This is a genomic window from Serratia myotis, assembly GCF_027474885.1.
Classification (GTDB): Bacteria; Pseudomonadota; Gammaproteobacteria; order Enterobacterales; family Enterobacteriaceae; genus Serratia; species Serratia proteamaculans.
Genome location: NZ_CP099707.1, coordinates 1142676 through 1161745, shown reverse-complemented (window position 1 = coordinate 1161745; position 19070 = coordinate 1142676). Strand labels below are relative to the sequence as shown.

Here is a 19070-nt window from a genome sequence, read left to right as displayed (position 1 = left end):
TCTACATGCAGGTTTTGAGTTCATTGCGTTCGGCGAAGAAACGCCATCCGGATTGCAAGATCGTGCGCCGTAAAGGCCGCATCTATGTGATCTGTAAAGCTAACCCACGTTTCAAAGCGGTACAGGGACGTAAGAAAAAGCGTTAAGTAAACAGCCGTGCCATCTGTCTGTCGCAAAGCCCCGTTGCTGCTCAACGGGGCTTTTTTTATGGAGAAACTGAAACGCCCACAGTGGCCCCATCATGATGACAGGGCCGCTACGGTTTACTTCATGCTACCCAGCAAGGTATCGACATTGTGTTTGAATGCCTGCACATAGCTGGCCGCCGGTCCTTGCGGCTTGGACAACGCCTCTGGGTACAGTTCACCGCCGGCTTTAGCACCGGTAGCCGTGGCAATTTGCTTCACCAGGCGCGGATCGGTTTGGTTCTCAATAAAGTAAGCATTAACCTTCTCCTGCTTGATCTGTTTGATCAGCCCAGCCACGTCGCTGGCACTCGCCTCAGCCTCGGTAGAGAAGCCGACCGGGGCAAGGAAGGTGACGCCATATTCTTGCCCAAAGTAGCCAAAAGCATCGTGGCTGGTCAGCACCTTGCGTTTTTGCTGCGGCACTGCGGCAAACTGGGTTTTGGCCCACAGATCCAACTTCTGCAGCTGCTGGATATACTCTGCACCCCGCTGGCGGAAATAGTTGGCATCTTCAGGGTCGGCGACAATCAGCGCGTTCATCACATTGGTGGCGTACTGCACGCCATTCTTCATGCTATTCCAGGCATGGGGATCGGTGATTTCTTTGCCGTCTTCGTTCATCTGACGCGAGTTAACCCCTTGCGAAGCGGTAATAACCGGCCCTTTGTAACCCGACGCACTGACCAGGCGATCGATCCATCCTTCCAGCCCCAGGCCGCTAACGAACACCACATCAGCTTGCGACAACAACTTACTGTCTTTCGGTGAAGGCTCGAAGCTGTGGGGATCGCCATCCGGCCCTACCAGCGTAGAGACATTGACATGTTCTCCCCCCACCTGCTTGACGATATCGCCGAGGATGGAAAAACTGGCGACAGCATCCACGGTCTTGGCCATGGCCAATGGGCTGGACAGCAGAGCAGCGACCGCCAGCGATAAAGGTAAACGTTTCATACTTTCTCCTTGCATATAGCACTTCTCAACGGCGCGCCAGGGAATAAATCCCCCCACGCGTCCCAAACAAAATTGATACAAAGAAGATCACGCTCGCGCTGAGCACAATTGCCGGGCCGGCGGGCAACGAAGCGTAGTACGACCACTCCAGCCCGATCAGGCTGGATAGCATGCCGATGCCCATAGCCACCGCCAGCGTTTCCGGCAGATTACGCGCCCAAAAACGAGCGCTGGCGGCCGGCAGCATCATCAGCCCGACCGACATCAGGGTGCCGAGAATTTGAAAACCGGCGACCAGATTGATTACCACCAACGCCAGAAACAACCCGTGAATTACCGCCAGCCAGCGCGGCGCACCGACACGTAAAAAAGTGGCGTCGAAAGATTCAATCACCAGGGCACGGTACAGTGCGGCCAACGCCAGGAGAGAAAAACTGGTTATCGCCCCCACCATCACAATGGCGTGTGTATCCACCGCCAGAATCGAGCCGAACAGCACATGCAGCAAATCAACGCTGGAACCGCGCAGCGAAACCAGGGTCACCCCCAGCGCCAGCGACCCCAGATAAAAACCGGCGAAACTGGCGTCTTCTTTCAGCGGCGTCCGGCGACTGACCAGCCCAGATAACATCGCTACCGCCAGCCCGGCGATAAAGCCGCCGACGCCCATTGCCACCATCGACATGCCGGAGATCAGATAGCCTATCGCGGCACCAGGCAGCACCGCATGGGACAGCGCATCACCCACCAGGCTCATGCGGCGTAACAACAGAAAAACCCCCAGCGGCGCAGCACTGAGCGACAGTGCAAAACAGGCAACCAGCGCACGGCGCATGAAACCGAAAGAGGCAAAGGGATCGATGAGGGGCTCAAGCAGCATCATTGCGCCACCTCCCTACGGCACAGCGGCGGGTTGGCAATATTCAACGCGGGAATGTGGTCCAGCACCCGATCGGCGGCTCCCCAGTGGCAGCACTGCGGCGTCAATAACAAGGCCTGCGGAAAATGCCTCTCTACCATCGACATGTCATGGAGCACAGCAATCACCGTCTTCCCCTGTTTATGCAACTGAGCGATCACTTGCAACAATAACTGGGTGGTCGCGCTGTCGATGCCGGTAAAGGGTTCATCCAATAAAATCAGCGGTGCCTGCTGGACCAGCAGGCGGGCAAACAGCACCCGTTGCAGTTGGCCGCCGGAAAGCTCACCGACCGGACTGTGGGCCATTGAGGTCATACCGACGGCAGCCAACGCCTCGGCAATCTGCTGCGCTGCGCGCTTGCTCAGTCCACCGAACATCCCCATCTGCAGCCAACTGCCCATCGCTACCAGATCGCTCACCACGATCGGGAACTGGCGATCCAACTCGGCCTGCTGCGGTAAATAAGCCATTCGGGGCGGTTTATTACCGCTGAAAGACAGCTTGCCACTTTGCAGCGGTAAAAGTCCGGCCAAAGCTTTCAACAACGTGGACTTGCCCGCACCATTCACGCCGACCACCGCCGTCAGAGAACCCGCGGCAAAGTGACCGTTGAGTGGGGGAAAAAGGGGCTCCCCGCCGTAGCCCAGGACGGCCTGCTGCAGAGTGATCATGGCAGTGCTACCGCCCAGTGAATGCCCAGCCAGAGTAGGACCAGTAGCATCACGGCGATACCGCAGCGCAACCCTGCAGAGGCGGTGAACAATGAGTTTAATGACGGTACAGCGTCATCTTGAGGTGTCGGTGTCAGTTTCATGGCCAAACGAAAGGAGATTTAAATGTTATAATATAACATCACAAACACTTCAATGACTCAAGCCTCTGCCCCAACGATTAATGCAACTGAACGTAACAATGCACGTCATGCTTCACTGACTATTCCCCGGCTTCAGAACGCTGGCACTACCCCGTTGGAGATAGACTGAGAAATATCAGGGTTATTAATCAGTAAACAACGTTGAGATAGGGTAAAAAAGCCGGTAACAAACGAAAAGTTTACCGACGAATGGATAAAAAAGGAGTAAGATTAATAGATAGGATCGCGATATGGTCAGGCATTAAATGCAAGTAACTCTTCGCTGCGACACAATGACGGAAGCACTTTCTGTTAAAAAACTAAAGAAAGTGATTAACGAAAAAATATCAGAGTTGGCACCGGCATTGACCAGTGGCCTGAGTTTTTATTCTGAAAGCGCGCGTTATGCTGAAGGTTCATTAGAAATACTTGATATTCAAGAAATGAGCAACGGCCATTATTCAATGAGTTACCGCTATAAATGGACAATTTTCAATGCCTGTCTGGATATCAGCGCCGAGGAATACATCAGCGATAGTGTCACATTTAGCCTGGCCGAAGCAGGGCTCATCTTTGACATCATTGATAACTCCCGTCCATCTACCGCAGATGAATTGTAAGTTTACGTAATAACAGCAGGCCAGATGCGGAGAAATGATTTATATTCATTATACAGAAAGTTTATTTTATCATCATCATTAAGCTACCTCTGGCCATGATGTAAATCAGCTTACTCACAGAGTGTTATCAACACCGAAATTAAGACTTACGGAGGGGATGATATGGATGAGTATTCGCCTAAAAGGCACGATATTGCTCAGCTGAAATTCTTGTGTGAAAACCTGTATGATGAAGGCATTGCCACGCTGGGCGACAGCCACCACGGCTGGGTGAACGATCCGACGTCTTCCGTCAACCTCCAGCTTAATGAGTTGATAGAACATATTGCTTCGTTTGTGATGAGTTATAAAATTAAATACATGGACGAAAGTGATTTATCGGAACTGGTCGAAGAGTATCTCGATGATACCTACACGCTGTTCAGCAGTTACGGTATCAATGATTCCGATCTGCGTCGCTGGCAAAAGACCAAGGCGCGATTATTCAGAATGTTCTCAGGAGAGGACATCTGTACGACAATGAAAACTTAGGGGATAATTATCCCCAATTTATTCCATTCTACGGTTTATAACACCAAAGGCTATCATGACTAAAATTGATTATCTGATGCGTTTACGTAAATGCACCACAATTGAGACACTGGAACGCGTTATTGAAAAAAACAAGTACGAGCTTTCAGATGACGAGCTGGAGCTGTTTTACTCTGCAGCCGACCACCGCCTTGCCGAGCTCACCATGAATAAGCTGTACGATAAAATCCCAACGGCCGTTTGGAAATTCGTAAGATAATTCCGACTAAACTGCGTTGAGCCGATACATTCGTCGGCCTCAATGTTTATCCTGCCCCCGTATTTATCTCATTGACTTACTACACTTTCATTCGCTGCTGAAAATCCTGCAATAGCAATTGGAAACAATCTTCAATTAACGCCGGATGGTTCCGATGCGCGCTGCGCATTAACGCCACGGTGCGGCTAAGCATGGGTTGCTGCAGTTGAACCACGGTTAATTCATCATCATTCAAATGGGTAGTATAAAGTTGCGGTAAAATAGCCACCGCTAATTTCGAACGCACCAAACCATATAACGTCTCCAGAAAATCAACCTGGTAGCGTGCGGTTAAATTCAGACGATGACTTTCCGCCAACGCCAATACCAACCGACTGATATTCCCCTTGGAAAAAACCGCGATATCTCTCCGGGTTAATTGTCGCCATGGCAGATGGTGAGATTCAGCCATCGGATCATCACGGCGCATCACTACCACGAACGGGTCCTCTTGCAGCGGATATATCTCCAGTGACTCCGGTACCGAACTGTCGAGCGCACCAATGCCAAAATCAATCAGGCCGTTCTCTAATTGTAATAACAGCGAGTCATTGGTTTGATCGTGAAATTCTATGCGCAGGCGTGGAAAATTCGCCGCCAGCAATTGCGGCACGGCGGGAAATAACAGCCCGCTGACCGAAGGCACCAGCCCGATACGCAAAGTGCCGTCTCCGCCCGCCAGCATAATACGTTGCATATCGTCAAAAGCCACCTGTGCCACATTCAGCAGCCGTTCAGCATGCGGCAAGATAGCGGCGCCCTGCTCCGTCAGCGTCACCGCAGAGGCGGTACGGTTCACCAGTTTGCCACCCAGCACCGACTCTATCTGCCGCAATGCGCTACTCAACGCGGGTTGACTGATCGCCAGACGGTTCGCGGTGTCGGTAAAATGCCGAAGCTGCGCCAGAGTGACGAAATATTGGATCTGCTTAAGAGAAAGCGCCGGCAATCGGCGCCAGGGTTCAGACATATCAGCTTTCCGTCCGCTAAAAAGTAAACGTTTGCGACAGCATAAACGTTTCTTATCAGGCGATAAATTAAATCATCTGTGCAAAGCCTGCCGGGGCCCCTAGAGTAACAACCCTGTCATCATGCCGGGTAATTACCATGACCACTCATTGCATCAGCACGGGCGAACGCCAGCGTGCGGTGAAGGCCGCACTGGGCCAACTTCCTTTTGATTTGCTGCTGACTAACGCCGCGTTGATTGACATGGCAACCGGTGAAGTCCGGAGCGCCGATGTCGGCATCGTTGGCGCACTGATCGCCAGCGTTCATCCCTGTGGTGCCCTGAACGAAGCCCTGCAGACGCAGGACCTGGCCGGTGCCTATCTGAGCCCCGGACTGATCGACACCCACGTCCATGTTGAAAGTTCACACCTGCCACCGGAACGCTATGCCGAGATCGTCGTCGCTCAAGGCACCACCACCATTTTCTGGGATCCGCACGAACTGGCCAACGTACTCGGCGTAGCCGGCGTGCGCTATGCGGTAGACGCCAGCCGTGGCTTGCCACTCAGAGTGATCTGTGCCGCGCCCTCGAGCGTCCCCTCCACGCCGGGACTGGAAATGTCCGGTGCCGATTTTGCCGGTCAGGAAATGGAAACCATGTTGGCCTGGCCGGAAGTCGGCGGCGTCGCCGAGGTGATGGACATGCACGGCGTGTTGAACGGCAGCGAACGCATGCTGGAGATCCTCAATGCCGGGCTGAACAGCGGCAAGTTGATCGAAGGCCACGCACGCGGCCTGAGCGGTGCCGATCTGCAGGCTTATCTGGCGGCGGGAGTCACCTCTGACCATGAACTGACCTCCGGAGCCGATGCGCTGGAGAAATTACGCGCCGGTCTGACGCTGGAGATCAGAGGTTCCCACCCTTACCTGCTGCCGGAAATCGTCGCAGCACTGAAAACACTGCCGCACCTGTCATCACAAATCACCGTCTGCACCGACGATGTCCCCCCAGACATGCTGCTGGAAAAAGGCGGGATTGTGGCGTTACTCAATATGCTGATCGAACAGGGGCTGCCGGCGACTGACGTGCTGCGCATGGCCACGCTCAATGCCGCCATCCGCTTGCAACGCAACGATCTTGGGCTGATTGCCGCAGGTCGCATCGCCGATCTGGTGGTGTTTGATTCGCTGACTCAACTTAATGCACAGCAGGTCTACGTCGCCGGGAAACTGGTGGCACAGCAAGGCAAAATGCTGGCACCGCTCAGCGCTAACCCGAACGTGACGGCTCCGCGCGATACCCTGCAGTTGCAACCCCTGGTCGCCGGGGATTTCGTATTGAAGGTGCCGGCTATCTGCCACGGCAAAGCCACTCTGCGCCACATTAAGGGCGCACGCTTTACCCAGTGGAACGAGACTACGGTCGAGGTGCGTAATGGCGAAGTGCAGATCCCGCCAGGCTTCAGCCTGATCTGGGTGCAACACCGTCATGGCCGTCACCAGGCCACACCACAACTGGCGCTACTGGAAGGTTGGGGTGAACTCCGGGGCGCTATCGCTACCAGCTACTCACATGACTCGCACAACCTGGTGGTGTTAGGCCGGGATGCCGCAGACATGGCGCTGGCCGCCAACGCCCTGATTGCCAGTGGCGGAGGTATGGCTTTAAGCCAAAACGGGGCCATCCTGGCGCAGGTGGCAATGCCAATAGCCGGTATGCTTTCCGACCTGCCCGCCGCCGAACTGGCACGACAGTTTAAAAACCTGCGCGATCTGAGCGCACGAATCGCCGACTGGGAACCGCCCTACCGGGTTTTCAAGGCCATTGAAGGCACCTGCCTGGCGTGCAACGCCGGGCCGCACCTGACCGATCTCGGCCTGACCGACGGCACAACGCGCCAGATTGTCGATCCGCTGATCGCCTGCTGGGAAACCCCGGTATAAAAATAATCATAATAACAATATGTACCCTATGGATTTCACGTTGCGGCTAGGCAGGCCAGCTCACTCATCCCCAGGCGCTTACTCAAGTAAGTTACTGGGGTGAGTGAGTGCCGCCAACAACGCTGCGGCTTGAAATATGACGGGTAGCGACGGAGATAATTGATATGGCTGATAATTCAGTATCTGCTCCAACACCAGGGAGCTGGCTGCAACGGCGTTTTCAACTGCATGCGCGGCAAAGTAATGTCAAAACCGAATGTCTGGCCGGTATCACCGGTTTTCTGGCGGCGGCCTACCTGCTGGTGGTGATCCCCGGATTACTGGCTGTCGGCGGCATGGATAAGGGCGCAGCCACTACCGGTACCATTCTGGTGTTTGTGCTGGGGACCTTGCTGATGGCGTTTTACGGCAACCTGCCGTTTATCGTCGGGCCGGGCATTGGCGGTTCGGTGTTGGTCGGCGTCACGTTGGCGGGCAGCGAAGGCATCAGTTGGCAGATTGGTCTGGGCATCGCCTGCTGGTCCGGTATTCTGTTTTTCGCCCTGACCCGGCTCGGGCTGCGCGAGGTGGTGACCCGCTCGGTGCCGCAATCGATCAAGCTGGGGCTGACGGCCTCTATCGGGCTGTTTGTAGCAATACTGGGTTTCCGCAATGCCGGACTGGTGCTGGCCAACGCTAAATCCAATGCATTGATGCTGGGTGATTTCACCGCACCCGGTGCGTTGATCGCCCTGTGCGGCCTGTTTTTGGCGATTGCCTTGCAAGCCCGACGCATTCCCGGCGCTATTTTATGGGCGATCCTGTTTGCGACTCTGGTGGGTATCCCGTTCGGCGTTACCCACCTGCCGGACAGCCTGATGGCAATGCCGCATTCATTGGCCCCGGTGCTCGGCCATGTTGATCTGATCGGTGCACTGAATATCGCCTTTCTGCCTTATTTGTTCGTCTTTTTCGCCTCGGAGTTTTTCTCCACCATGGGCACTACGCTGGCCGTGGGTGGTGAAGCCGGGCTGCTGGACGAACACGGCAATATGCCACACATCAACCGCCCCTTTATGGTGGACTCTATCGCTGCTGCGCTGGGCCCTATAGTCGGTATTCCTGCCGCCACCGCGCTGATCGAATCCTCTGCGGCGGCCGAAGCCGGAGGTAAAACCGGGTTAACCGCATTGGCGGCCGCGGTGATGTTTTTACTGATGCTGCTGTTCACACCGATTGCCCTGATGATCCCGAAAGAAGCCACCGCCCCGGCGCTGATCCTAATCGGCCTGAATATGTTTAGCGGACTGCGCAAAGTTGATTTAGCCAACTTCACCGACGGCCTGCCGGTGCTGATGATGGTCATGATCACGCTGATCGCCAACAGCTTCGGTACCGGCATCGCCGGCGGGCTGCTGTTCTACATCATTATCAAAGTGATTGCCGGCAAATGGCGTGAAGTGCCGGTCGGCCTCTATTTTCTGGCGATCCCACTGGCATACTATTTCGCCACCTTGGTAAGGCATTAATCTGCAAGTGTTGCGCTGATAACATGTCGGCGCAACACTTCAGTCATTCGATAACAAACACAAATCACAATATTTCACGATAAAACCTCCACTCACCAAATCCTCTGCTATGATTTACTCTCCGCTATTTTAAATTATCCAACCACAAAGTATAAACTTTTTCATAAATATAACCCAGAAAACACCGCCACCATTATTTGATTAAAAAATCAATAAAAACAAATACATAAACACACCACCAACGTCTGAAGCCCACTATTTAACCGTCAAAAAATAGATGTGATTGCTGTTTTATATTAACAATATCGACTTCGGATAATTTCTATTTAGTCTGATTCCAGTGATTCAATATTTTTTATTTAAACTTGCTCAATACCAATCTTCTATTACATTTAGTATTTGAGTTACAACTCGTTACAACGGAAGTAAAAGCTACCTAACTTCGCCATCTAAAATCCAGCGAGGATTCCAATGAAATTAACACCCATCATGAGAGGGTTAGCGTTAGCGGGAGTGCTAACTACCTTCGCAATTCCATCCTGGGCAGAGGTTGCACCGAAAGAAGCGGCCCCCGCAACCAAACAAGCCAATGATGCACTGTACGATCAGCTCCCCTTCTCAGATAACACCGATTTTGCCAACGCACATAAAGGTTTCATAGCTGCCTTGCCAACCGAAATTATCAAAGGTGAGCAAGGTAATGTCATTTGGAACCCACAGCAGTATTCCTTCATCAAGGAAGGCGAAAAAGCGCCGGATACCGTCAACCCGAGCCTGTGGCGTCAGTCGCAGTTGATTAACATCAGCGGCCTGTTTGAGGTCACAGATGGTGTTTACCAGATCCGTAACCTGGATCTGTCCAACATGACCATCATTGAGGGCAAAGAGGGTGTGACTGTGGTTGACCCTCTGGTTTCAGCCGAAACCGCCAAAGTGGGCATGGATCTCTATTTTAAAAACCGAGGGAAAAAACCGGTTGTCGCTGTTATCTACACTCATAGCCACGTTGACCACTACGGTGGCGTACGAGGTGTGGTCGATGAAGCTGATGTTAAGTCGGGTAAAGTGAAAGTTTATGCGCCCGCCGGCTTTATGGAAGCGGCCGTGGCAGAAAATATCATGGCGGGTAACGTCATGAGTCGCCGCGCCAGCTACATGTACGGCAACCTGTTGAAACCAGAAACCAAAGGTCAGGTTGGTGCAGGTCTGGGTACCACCACGTCGGCAGGTACCGTCACCCTGATTGCCCCAACCAACATCATTGAGAAAGATGGCCAAAAAGAGGTCATCGACGGCCTTACTTATGATTTCATGCTGGCGCCAGGCTCTGAAGCACCATCAGAAATGCTGTGGTTTATCGAAGAGAAGAAACTCATCGAAGCGGCAGAAGATGTGACCCATACGCTGCATAATACTTATTCCCTGCGTGGCGCAAAAATTCGTGAGCCGCTCCCTTGGTCAAAATATATCAACGAAGCGATAGTTCGCTGGGGCGACAAAGCGGAAATCATTATGGCTCAGCACCACTGGCCAACCTGGGGCAACGAAAACGTCGTTAACCTTCTCAAGAGCCAGCGTGATCTTTACCGCTATATTAACGACCAGACTCTGAGAATGGCGAATGAAGGCCTGACCCGTGATGAAATAGCGGCGAAGTTCAAACTGCCGGACAGCCTGGCGAAAACCTGGGCCAACCGAGGTTATTACGGTTCTGTAAGTCATGATGTCAAAGCAACTTATGTGCTCTATCTCGGCTGGTTTGACGGCAATCCGGCCACGCTGGATGAACTGCCGCCGGAAGAGGCCGCGAAGAAATTTGTCGATTACATGGGCGGTGCTGATGCGATCCTTGAGAAAGCCAAAACCGACTTTGATCAGGGCAATTACCGTTGGGTTGCTCAGGTCGTCAGCAAAATAGTCTTTGCCGATCCGAACAATCAGGATGCACGCAATCTTGAGGCTGATGCGCTGGAACAACTGGGCTATCAGGCTGAATCTGGCCCATGGCGTAATTTCTATCTCACCGGTGCTCAGGAGCTACGTAACGGCGTGGTGAAAGGACCAACCCCGAATACCGCCAGTCCGGATACCGTGCGGGCGATGACGCCTGAGATGTTCTTTGACTTCCTGGCTGTACATATCAACGGTGAAAAAGCAGGCAAGGCCAAAGCCGTGTTTAACATTGATCTGGGCAGCGATGGCGGCAAGTACAAGCTGGAACTGGAAAATGGAGTACTCAACCACACCGCCAATGCCGAAGCGAAAGATGCCGATGCCACGCTCACGCTTAACCGCGACACCTTGAATAAAATTATCCTCAAGGAAGAAACGCTAAAACAGGCGGAGGATAAGGGAGAAGTGAAGGTGACGGGTAACGCTGCAAAAATGGACGAAATGTTAGGCTATATGGATAACTTTGAATTCTGGTTCAATATTGTAACTCCGTAACCCCAATACCCTGCGGCTTTCTACGTCGCAGGGTAAATCCGGCCAATACCAACGGTTCGCATATTGCCCTGTCGCCCTGCCACATTTAAAACCCTCCGACAGCCCATCGTCTCTTTCTGGCATCATGAAATTCGCCGGCATGCTGCCCTTGCGCTTTGCTTTTAGCCTGCAGTGGGTAATTTAAGGATTTAGTTTTATCGAGGGATAGCAAATGTCTTGGGGGGGACGAGCCGAGATTGCTCAGTGACTGAAATTGGTGGAGGCCCTGCCAGCTTGCGCTGAAAAGAAAAACCTCTTTGTATTCAATGCACTGTGAGTAGGTGATACACCATTATTGTGACACCTGTAGACGGCAAAATCAACGTTGGTAACGCTACGTGAAATCTGCAAGATTACGTGACCGTAGAGGGGGGAAATTTTACAGAGCAACATTTCTATTTACTGCATTTGAAAAACTGTTTAGCTCCTTTAATACATACTCTATAATCCCCTGTGCATTCTTGGGACTTGGCGTTATCATCCTCTTGGTGGAGATGTCCCGGGAGTGTCCCTCGATAACACTATGCTAAGGGAATAATAAAAACACATGAAGAAAATAATTTTTATTGCAATAATTTCATTTCTATTTAGCATGCCAGTCTTAGCAGAATCGTTTACATGTAAACATTCAATTTTCAAAGCTGAACATGAAGAAGAAAAATATTATTCAAACTCCGCTCAATTCAATATCACCCCCAGCATGCTAACTGTAAAGATGGGCGGGCAATCATTTTCATTCCCTCCATTAAGGGAGATAAATGACACAATGAAAGCCACACAATCAGGTAGAACCGTGGTAAGCATGGATCTAGGTTCTGAAGTTAGGTTCAAGGTTCTTGATTTAGATACTGGTGATTTAACAACATTCATTAATTGCAATTAAAAAATAAGGGGCTATCACACCCCCTTTACTTATCAATTCCAGTTATTACCCTGTGTTGCCTGCATTCCCAAAGTCATATTTCTAAACTCATCCCCTACTGCTTGCGCTGTTTTAGCTTGGATGATATTACCAAACTCAGGATCTGGACTAACATTAACTTGAGTGTTAAGGGTCGGCGTTAGGTTAACGTTAATCATCGGGTTTTGATATTGAACAGAACTATTCAGAAGCCCACTTTTATCTCTTAAATCTATAGTAGGTGTCGGTGTAGTTATTGGGCTTTGTGTTGAATCGCCTTTACCACTAAATACATTTCCAATGCTATCAGCAATCGAACCACCAAAAATAAATTTATTAAGTTGATCATTAGCAGAGGTGTACCAACTTTTCGGACTGCTATCACCTGCACTTTTCATTAGTCCATCAAAAGTAAACTTAGTGAGGAACTTGGAGATTCCATCCAGCTCATTAATAGTGTTACCCAGTAACCCACCAAGTTTATAAACAGGCTCGTGTAATAGTTTAAATGCCGAATCTAAATCCTTTGTTGAGCCTATAGCATCGGCAATACCCAGGGAGAATTTATCCTGCAATGCAGATGTTTGCATATCAATAGCAATTCCAAATTGATTGAGTTTCTGGGATGCTGCAATCATTTCCGGTGTTAGCATTGTCCCCGCATCCTTCATGTCTTTCAAGGATTGAACAAGAGCCGCACCATCATTCTCAAACAACGGACGGTAATAAAGTAGGTCATCACCTAGCCCTTCAAACAGGTTATTTATTTGATTGACTGACAAACCTAATTGCTTGCCTTGATTCTGAATGAGATTAAGGAATTCGAGAGGTCTATCTTTGTAGGAATCAATGGTATTTTTATCGAGTCCCAACTGATTAGCCACATCACCTACCGAGCCACCACCAGACCATTCTTGCTTTTTCGCATTCCAAGTCGCGTTATTTTGAAAATCACCGAGTTTTTCTGAAATATCCTTGAAATTGTCAGCTATTTTTTCGGGGTTAGCACTATCAACACCCTGCTCTCTACCATATTTAACCATGGCTTGGATTACGGATGCATATGTGTTGGAGTTTTTCGCGGCGAGGCTATATTGCATATTGCGGCCTGTAGATTGTTTAGCCGCATTTAGCCCCGCATAGCCAGCACCAGCAACACCAGCTAATGCTGCGCCACCTGCCAGATACGCACCCGCGCCAGTAGCAAGCCCACCAAAACCGAATCCGCCCCTACCTACTGCATTATGCGGTTTTTGTACTCTCTGTAATCTACGTGCTGCCGCCGCTGCGTCTCTCGTTTTCTGAGTTAACATAGCCATTTGGTGATTCATTGATCTGAGGTCAGACTCTCCACGGCGATATTGATTAACAATCTCCTGCGCCGCTTTAGCTGCCTGATATTTCTGGGTTGCATCTAATCCCTGCATTCTTTGGATATTATAGAGTGCTCTCTCCTGTTTCATAGTAGCGTTTAAATCGACTCGGGTAGCTACCGCCCGTTTCTTAGCTGCATCAGCCTGCTGCTTAGCCAATAGTTTTGCATCGGCCGTTTGTTGTGCCATAGCCTGAGTTTGGCGTTTAACCATTGCAGGGTCGCCGACAGCAGTCCCTACCATCCCCGTCCCCGAGCCTCCCTTTCCATGATTCGGTAAAGTTATTTTATAACGTTTGTTGGCGTTGTTTAGTTCATGGGCAATCTGTTTATTACCTACCCTAACGGCGCTCGCTGCTGCCTTGGCTTGCTTCTGAATATCTCTAACATCAAAAGCGTTTTTCATGGCGCCTTTAGCCTGCATTCCTTCTTTTAGGCGTTTCATTTCTGCCATGGCTTTTTTGAAGCTTTGGGCGTCTGTGGTATAAACTATTTTATTATACAGCGTTGCTGCGTTTACCTTTACTGCCATTTATTCTCCTATTATTTCACTCTTTGGTCTTCAATAGTTAAGGCTGTTGCCAAATCCATACCCTGTTCCATCCGAGAAATAACGGTACTACGCGCTATCCCGAAACACTTACATAGTGCATTGAGGTTTAGTACCTTTTTATCCAATGCTTCCTCCAGTGAAATATTCATAAACTTAGCATGGTTACTTTTTTCTATTACAAATCTCATAATGATAAATTACCTCTATCGATAAATATAACGAACATTGTTAAAAAGAAAGGAGCATTAAGCCCCTTATCTTTGCCTGCTCCACAGGTTTCATCTTTGATGAAATATTGCTGGCTATCGCCAGTTTCCCCAGAGGGGGGAAAGCTCCATAGGAGCCATGAAGTCGCAATGCGACCTTCTTTAATCAATAAATTATGCTGCGGTAGCAAATACTATTGCTTGCGGCAGTTGAACCAATGGCAAGACCGATGCTTCAAATGCAACTGTTGGGAAAGACCATTTATCGTCAGTGGTTACATATTGATGTGTTTCACCCAATCCTTGCCCCAGTGTAGCGTGTTTAACACCAACACCTGTATGCAAGGTATATACTCCAGCAGACTCAGAGAATTTAGGGATGAATACTGCACCATTCTCGCCAACATAAGCCTCTAACGCCGCGTCTCCGGTGACATCTACAAACGAGAATCCCTTAAACTTCCACGTGGTATACCCCGGTAGAGCCTCTGCAAATTGGGTGTAGAAGTTGCTAGGATCATTGCTTCCCAATACATACAGCATGGCCTGCGTAATTGATGGGTGATAACGCAGTGCGTTCGCCATATCCCCAGTACACAACACCACAACAGACTGTAGATTACCTGCCTGTTCCAGTGAAGCCTTGCGGATCACACGCCATACATTATCCAATTGTGCTGGAATGTTCGCAGTATCCGAAATATCGATAGTGGTCGTGGTTTTGGTCTGACCGAATTCGGTATAGAAATTCAGGTCGCCTTGGTCTGCATAGTCAGAATATGCCATTCCACCGAGAATTGCCTCTTGGAGGTATTTCTCTTTGGTGCGGTCATAGGCTTTCACCTGCTCGATTGCGAGATCACTCAGCACCTCACCAATCGCTTGTTGGCGATCCATTGATTTACGGCTGACATACTGCTCTACGTCGTGGCTCTCAACGCTGTTAATGGCGGAGAAATATTTCATATCGTAGAGATAGGCAGCACCAAACGGACGACGTACAGCGTTGAAATCGGAATGCACAGAACGTTTATTCTCAAGAAGCACTTGCGACTGGTCAGCAATGAGACGTTGGATTGCAACACGATTGACCGCATGATTTTCCGGGGTGAACAGGTTGAGTGAACTAATTACAAAATTTTCTTTCGGAACTGCGTTGTAAATGTCACTTGATAGGTCATATACATAACCATTTAGTGGATTAATAATATTCATATTTTTTTCCTTTATTATTGTTATTAGTGGATTATTACGAGGTGTAAACACCGCAGGTCGCAAACGAGAATCCCTGAGTAGAAAGTACGGTTTTCAAGGCGTTAAGGTCAGCGGCAGCGCCTGCAATCATCGCGGCATCAATCAGCACCACGCCGAATGGACGTGCAGCACAAATGAATTTCTCACCAGCGAATGTTTTTTCGAGGATGACGAAAATATTTTCAGATGTACTGGAAGCGGTAGCAAAACCACCTGTTGATTTATCCAGAATAGAGCCAGCGAGGAAATCGCGAGTTGCTGGAACACTCAGTTCAATTTTAATATCAGCCAAAAGGCTGTCTGTTGCATATGAAATCACATCTGCTTTACATAATTCGGATGCATTGGTATAAAATATAGGCATGGTTCTCCCTGTTAATTATTTAATTTTCAGTTTTTTATTTAATGATGTCATAAAATTGTCATCAGTTTCGACATTGCTTTTATTCAGCATTTTTACTACATCCTCAGACATCGAGACTTCGATATTCTCGGCTTTCGCCTTGAGGTATAATTCATTCGCGAGTTCAACATCATCGACTAACAGAGTCACTGCAATTCGATTATCTCTCGCTTTTTTAATTTCAATTGATTTCATTTTTCACATCCTTTTTTAATAACTTTCAAAGTTACTTTTAACTTTTATTTATTGATTTATAATGTATTTTTCTCATTGTTAACTATTACTTTCGAAGTGACTTTCATTAACCTTCACGGATTCAGATAAAAATATAGCCCCCACATGGGAGGCATATATTAACTAAAAGCAATTAAAGTAAAGAAAATAAAGAAAATAATCAACAAGGAGAATTATTGATTTGGGAAGGGAGTAAAAACGCGGTGGAGTTGTTCAGGCTATCGCGTTAATATCCCTAATCGGGTTACTCTCCACCGGGAATTATCATCCGATGGACAAGATAAAATTTGGTTGGGTAGTCAATGCCAATATCCTACCCGGAGCGGAAAGCCTACTTTCCAATAACGGCATCTTACTCTCTCACCCTTCTGAGAAGCTCCAGAATAATTTTTTCAGTGATAAATCCGCCAGTGACAAATTCAACACTATACGCATTAACACTCGCCCAGAACTGGTCAGAACATAAAGCGGCGTTTAATAACGTGAGGAGATAAAAAATATCCCCTCTAATACTATCTTAACAGTTTTCATTGTATTTGTCAATTAATCATATTGACTTGTCATTACTTTCGTGATAAAGACTCAATCAGTTCTCCAACGCTTTTCATATATTCCATAACAGCGACAGATAGGAATGAGGGGGTGATAACACCTTGATACTCCTCGAACTCCTCGTATATCTCCAACAGTCTGTCGTTAGCTTCACAATATGAATCTAGCACCATATCCACCTGCTCTGGGTAAACTACCGTCCGACCTACCAAGGTTGCCATTTGTTGTTGCAAGCGGGTTAAAGATACTTTTTGAAACTCATGTATCTTGGCTTGAAATAGATTGTTAATGTTATTAATTTTTATCTCCATTTAAATTGCTTTATAATTATTTTCTAATTTTTCCAATCCTACACTCGTCAGTGTCAGATCCTGCGGATACTCAATAGATAATTTCCTGACTGATTTTACTGCTGACCTGAGTTCACCAATTGAGGTTAATAATTTAATTATTCTCTTCTCGAGGTCAGTGTCGTATGGGTCAGATGTTTTATGAATGTACTCAAGATCTTTTATAATCTCGTCCAGCCCATCAAAAATAGCGATGCCATTTCTCACCAATTTCTTTCTTAACAGAACACTGAACATGGTTTCGAGGTTAGATAGTAGTTGATAGTTATTATTCATTGCCAGCCTCCCCACCTGATTTCTGGTGCAGGACGTCCACGCAATAACCCTCGTACATTTCATTCTGCAAACGATTCATTTGGAGCCAGCCGTTATATTCAAGCTCGCTATGAAAACCCATGCTTTCCCATTTCTCAAGGTATTGCAGGTGGTCAACGCCAATTAGCCGAGGTCGCGGTTTAAATACAACCCCTTTCCCAATGCTATCAATAATTTCTTTTTCCTCATCAGATAGAGGGCTTGACAGTTTATAGCGGGGTTTAGGTTCCCTGCGGGTAACAGTTCCTTTGTTGGTTTTCTTACCTGTTGCCTTGCGCTTCTTTTTAACATTATTGAATATTGAGTAATCTTCCAGTTGATTCGAGTTTGATTGACCGAATAGTCCGATTGAAATAACACCCCCTATTATTGTTTAGTTTTAAATTTTATATTGTGAATTGAAAAGAAAAGATACATTAGTACTAAAACATTTATGTAGAGCATAAACATGCATACCTCTCAAAATACTATATCGTCGCTCGATGTTGCGTAATCGTAGATATCCCCATCATCGGATAGATATCTCTCCAGTTGCCCATCGTTAACGAGGGCCGCATGATGCTGCCGATTAAATACCCTTCCCGTTGCCGTTTCATACACGTCAATAAGGCGCTGGACGTTGATACAGGAACCCCTGAATTCGGCCTTATGTTGGTAGGCAAACTCTCGAATATCGTTTAGCGTGGCGGTAGATGGCTCTGTATGTATTGTCGCTATGCGACTTTCATCAAAGATGAAACCTGCTTCGCAGGAATGAGGGGGTTTTAATTCCGTTGGATCAACATCATCCCATCCAGTAAAGTAGTCTGGATCTTCCTTTGGTTCCTCAGGACTGCTCCCAGGGATTTCTGTTGGTTCAGGTGCTGGTTGAACGACTAGATTTTGTGTAGCGCGATCAGTCACCTCGTGGCGTGTGCCCTTATTTTCAGCATAGGAGCGCCCTGTGGTCATTTCTGAAGTTATGTCGTTAACGGTGTATAGGTTGCTGCTGCCTACACGCTCAACACGCTCTATGAGGCCCATTGTAACTAATGCACCAATTCGATCTTTGGCAGCATCGCGGGAGATGCCAAACACGTCAGCTATTTTGTTGTGGCTGGGGAATGCTTCCGGCCAGTTTCTGAGATAACAGTATAGATTTTTTAGGGAGTCAGTAAATTTGTGCGTATTGCCACTATGAATAATTTGGTTAATTTTTAATATTTCATAATCAACCATTAGGAATTGTTTAGTTTGATTTACTTCTTGGTGTTCTTTTTTTGTCATCGTCCCTCTGTTCGCTTGAGTTTTTATTCGCTAGATCTTTTAGTAAGTGCCTGATAAAACCAGCACGGGAGTGATCACCACGCTGTTCATCGATATACCCCAGTACAGCCGCACTGAGTAGTAATTTTAATTCCATACTATTAACCTCTCATTGTTCCAATAGAAATAGTTCTAAAGCTTCCTGCGCGCTTCTCTTAGCATACACCGGATAGCCCATCATACGTTTTTTAAACTCGTCAACACTCAATATAGAGTCTCGCAGAATTCCTAGAAATATGTCGCGGCGGGTTGGCAGAACATCGTCTGGGTAAGGTGTTGTATAGTTTTTATCGTAGTTATTTTCAGTTGTCATTAGTCCTCAATTTCGGGGTTAACAGTAACGTTTGTGTTCCGTTTTTCGTAGAACTC

20 protein-coding genes are annotated in these 19070 nt (G+C 48.3%); 8 read left to right on the top strand and 12 right to left on the bottom strand.

Translation table 11 applies throughout. The features are described from left to right. The first annotated feature begins 5 nt into the window (after positions 1-5). A complete protein-coding gene (ykgO, locus tag NHG65_RS05385; RefSeq protein WP_085115485.1) occupies positions 6-146 on the top strand; it encodes a type B 50S ribosomal protein L36 in 141 nt (46 codons plus the stop codon). Between the two features lie 117 nt (positions 147-263). On the opposite strand, the gene NHG65_RS05380 is transcribed toward ykgO, so the two are convergent. From NHG65_RS05380 to NHG65_RS05370, 3 genes are read right to left on the bottom strand one after another with little or no spacing between them, the layout of a single operon-like run. After that, positions 264-1142, bottom strand: coding sequence for a metal ABC transporter substrate-binding protein (locus NHG65_RS05380; RefSeq protein WP_499183021.1), 879 nt, complete (start codon positions 1140-1142; stop codon positions 264-266). A gap of 25 nt (positions 1143-1167) precedes the next feature. Then, the gene (locus tag NHG65_RS05375; protein WP_499183020.1) at positions 1168-2025 is read right to left on the bottom strand and encodes a metal ABC transporter permease; all 858 of its coding nucleotides are present in this window, start codon (positions 2023-2025) and stop codon (positions 1168-1170) included. Beyond that, a complete protein-coding gene (locus NHG65_RS05370; protein ID WP_099065372.1) occupies positions 2022-2735 on the bottom strand; it encodes a metal ABC transporter ATP-binding protein in 714 nt (237 codons plus the stop codon). Before NHG65_RS05370 ends, NHG65_RS05375 begins: the two co-directional genes overlap by 4 nt. 448 nt (positions 2736-3183) lie before the next feature. On the opposite strand from NHG65_RS05370, the gene NHG65_RS05365 reads away from it, so the two are divergent. The 3 genes from NHG65_RS05365 (at position 3184) to NHG65_RS05355 (ending at position 4327) form a co-directional block, all read left to right on the top strand. Further along, complete coding sequence (locus tag NHG65_RS05365; protein WP_232519151.1) at positions 3184-3537, top strand: hypothetical protein; 354 nt, start codon at positions 3184-3186, stop codon at positions 3535-3537. A 162-nt stretch (positions 3538-3699) separates the two neighbouring features. Next, on the top strand, positions 3700-4068 hold the full coding sequence (tomB, locus tag NHG65_RS05360) for an Hha toxicity modulator TomB (protein WP_004940312.1): 369 nt from the start codon (positions 3700-3702) through the stop codon (positions 4066-4068). Between the two features lie 55 nt (positions 4069-4123). Beyond that, positions 4124-4327, top strand: a complete 204-nt coding sequence (locus tag NHG65_RS05355; protein ID WP_012005558.1) for an HHA domain-containing protein — start codon at positions 4124-4126, stop codon at positions 4325-4327. A 79-nt stretch (positions 4328-4406) separates the two neighbouring features. Here the strand turns inward: NHG65_RS05355 and NHG65_RS05350 are convergent, their stop codons facing one another. Next, positions 4407-5336 carry a LysR family transcriptional regulator gene (locus NHG65_RS05350; RefSeq protein WP_099065375.1) on the bottom strand — a complete coding sequence of 310 codons (930 nt, stop codon included), beginning with the start codon at positions 5334-5336 and terminating at the stop codon, positions 4407-4409. 137 nt (positions 5337-5473) lie between these two features. Between NHG65_RS05350 and NHG65_RS05345 the strand changes: the two genes are divergently transcribed. From NHG65_RS05345 to NHG65_RS05330, 4 genes are all read left to right on the top strand, one after another. Beyond that, a complete protein-coding gene (locus NHG65_RS05345; RefSeq protein WP_099065376.1) occupies positions 5474-7261 on the top strand; it encodes an adenine deaminase in 1788 nt (595 codons plus the stop codon). A gap of 164 nt (positions 7262-7425) precedes the next feature. Beyond that, positions 7426-8769, top strand: a complete 1344-nt coding sequence (locus NHG65_RS05340; protein ID WP_261427404.1) for an NCS2 family permease — start codon at positions 7426-7428, stop codon at positions 8767-8769. 471 nt (positions 8770-9240) lie between these two features. Further along, positions 9241-11217: an alkyl/aryl-sulfatase gene (locus tag NHG65_RS05335; RefSeq protein WP_261427406.1), complete on the top strand. Its 1977-nt coding sequence runs from the start codon at positions 9241-9243 to the stop codon at positions 11215-11217. 586 nt (positions 11218-11803) lie between these two features. Further along, complete coding sequence (locus NHG65_RS05330) at positions 11804-12139, top strand: hypothetical protein (protein ID WP_499183019.1); 336 nt, start codon at positions 11804-11806, stop codon at positions 12137-12139. Positions 12140-12171: 32 nt separating this feature from the next. Here NHG65_RS05330 and NHG65_RS05325 read toward each other — a convergent pair whose 3' ends face one another. From NHG65_RS05325 to NHG65_RS05290, 8 genes are all read right to left on the bottom strand, one after another. Beyond that, entirely contained in the window at positions 12172-14061 is a 1890-nt protein-coding gene (locus tag NHG65_RS05325) for a hypothetical protein (protein WP_499183018.1), read from the bottom strand. Between the two features lie 401 nt (positions 14062-14462). Beyond that, positions 14463-15503 (bottom strand): major capsid protein, encoded by a 1041-nt coding sequence (locus NHG65_RS05320; protein WP_499183017.1) that lies wholly within the window; start codon positions 15501-15503, stop codon positions 14463-14465. 34 nt (positions 15504-15537) lie between these two features. Next, entirely contained in the window at positions 15538-15906 is a 369-nt protein-coding gene (locus NHG65_RS05315) for a hypothetical protein (protein WP_499183016.1), read from the bottom strand. A gap of 15 nt (positions 15907-15921) precedes the next feature. Then, entirely contained in the window at positions 15922-16140 is a 219-nt protein-coding gene (locus NHG65_RS05310; RefSeq protein ID WP_499183015.1) for a hypothetical protein, read from the bottom strand. A gap of 602 nt (positions 16141-16742) precedes the next feature. Continuing rightward, complete coding sequence (locus NHG65_RS05305) at positions 16743-17042, bottom strand: hypothetical protein (protein ID WP_499183014.1); 300 nt, start codon at positions 17040-17042, stop codon at positions 16743-16745. Continuing rightward, a complete protein-coding gene (locus NHG65_RS05300; RefSeq protein ID WP_499183013.1) occupies positions 17043-17357 on the bottom strand; it encodes a hypothetical protein in 315 nt (104 codons plus the stop codon). A gap of 498 nt (positions 17358-17855) precedes the next feature. Further along, positions 17856-18662 carry a hypothetical protein gene (locus NHG65_RS05295; protein WP_499183012.1) on the bottom strand — a complete coding sequence of 269 codons (807 nt, stop codon included), beginning with the start codon at positions 18660-18662 and terminating at the stop codon, positions 17856-17858. Between the two features lie 148 nt (positions 18663-18810). Then, positions 18811-19014: a hypothetical protein gene (locus tag NHG65_RS05290; RefSeq protein ID WP_499183011.1), complete on the bottom strand. Its 204-nt coding sequence runs from the start codon at positions 19012-19014 to the stop codon at positions 18811-18813. Positions 19015-19070 lie beyond the last annotated feature (56 nt).

Coding starts and splice junctions, on each gene's coding strand:
- NHG65_RS05335 (WP_261427406.1), top strand. CDS start 9,241: ATGAAATTAACACCCATCATGAGAGGGTTAGCGTTAGCGGGAGTGCTA.
- NHG65_RS05345 (WP_099065376.1), top strand. CDS start 5,474: ATGACCACTCATTGCATCAGCACGGGCGAACGCCAGCGTGCGGTGAAG.
- NHG65_RS05365 (WP_232519151.1), top strand. CDS start 3,184: ATGCAAGTAACTCTTCGCTGCGACACAATGACGGAAGCACTTTCTGTT.
- NHG65_RS05290 (WP_499183011.1), bottom strand. CDS start 19,014: ATGACAACTGAAAATAACTACGATAAAAACTATACAACACCTTACCCA.
- NHG65_RS05330 (WP_499183019.1), top strand. CDS start 11,804: ATGAAGAAAATAATTTTTATTGCAATAATTTCATTTCTATTTAGCATG.
- NHG65_RS05375 (WP_499183020.1), bottom strand. CDS start 2,025: ATGATGCTGCTTGAGCCCCTCATCGATCCCTTTGCCTCTTTCGGTTTC.
- NHG65_RS05370 (WP_099065372.1), bottom strand. CDS start 2,735: ATGATCACTCTGCAGCAGGCCGTCCTGGGCTACGGCGGGGAGCCCCTT.
- NHG65_RS05355 (WP_012005558.1), top strand. CDS start 4,124: ATGACTAAAATTGATTATCTGATGCGTTTACGTAAATGCACCACAATT.
- NHG65_RS05380 (WP_499183021.1), bottom strand. CDS start 1,142: ATGAAACGTTTACCTTTATCGCTGGCGGTCGCTGCTCTGCTGTCCAGC.
- NHG65_RS05350 (WP_099065375.1), bottom strand. CDS start 5,336: ATGTCTGAACCCTGGCGCCGATTGCCGGCGCTTTCTCTTAAGCAGATC.
- NHG65_RS05300 (WP_499183013.1), bottom strand. CDS start 17,357: ATGAATAATAACTATCAACTACTATCTAACCTCGAAACCATGTTCAGT.
- NHG65_RS05325 (WP_499183018.1), bottom strand. CDS start 14,061: ATGGCAGTAAAGGTAAACGCAGCAACGCTGTATAATAAAATAGTTTAT.
- NHG65_RS05295 (WP_499183012.1), bottom strand. CDS start 18,662: ATGACAAAAAAAGAACACCAAGAAGTAAATCAAACTAAACAATTCCTA.
- ykgO (WP_085115485.1), top strand. CDS start 6: ATGCAGGTTTTGAGTTCATTGCGTTCGGCGAAGAAACGCCATCCGGAT.
- NHG65_RS05315 (WP_499183016.1), bottom strand. CDS start 15,906: ATGCCTATATTTTATACCAATGCATCCGAATTATGTAAAGCAGATGTG.
- tomB (WP_004940312.1), top strand. CDS start 3,700: ATGGATGAGTATTCGCCTAAAAGGCACGATATTGCTCAGCTGAAATTC.
- NHG65_RS05320 (WP_499183017.1), bottom strand. CDS start 15,503: ATGAATATTATTAATCCACTAAATGGTTATGTATATGACCTATCAAGT.
- NHG65_RS05305 (WP_499183014.1), bottom strand. CDS start 17,042: ATGGAGATAAAAATTAATAACATTAACAATCTATTTCAAGCCAAGATA.
- NHG65_RS05310 (WP_499183015.1), bottom strand. CDS start 16,140: ATGAAATCAATTGAAATTAAAAAAGCGAGAGATAATCGAATTGCAGTG.
- NHG65_RS05340 (WP_261427404.1), top strand. CDS start 7,426: ATGGCTGATAATTCAGTATCTGCTCCAACACCAGGGAGCTGGCTGCAA.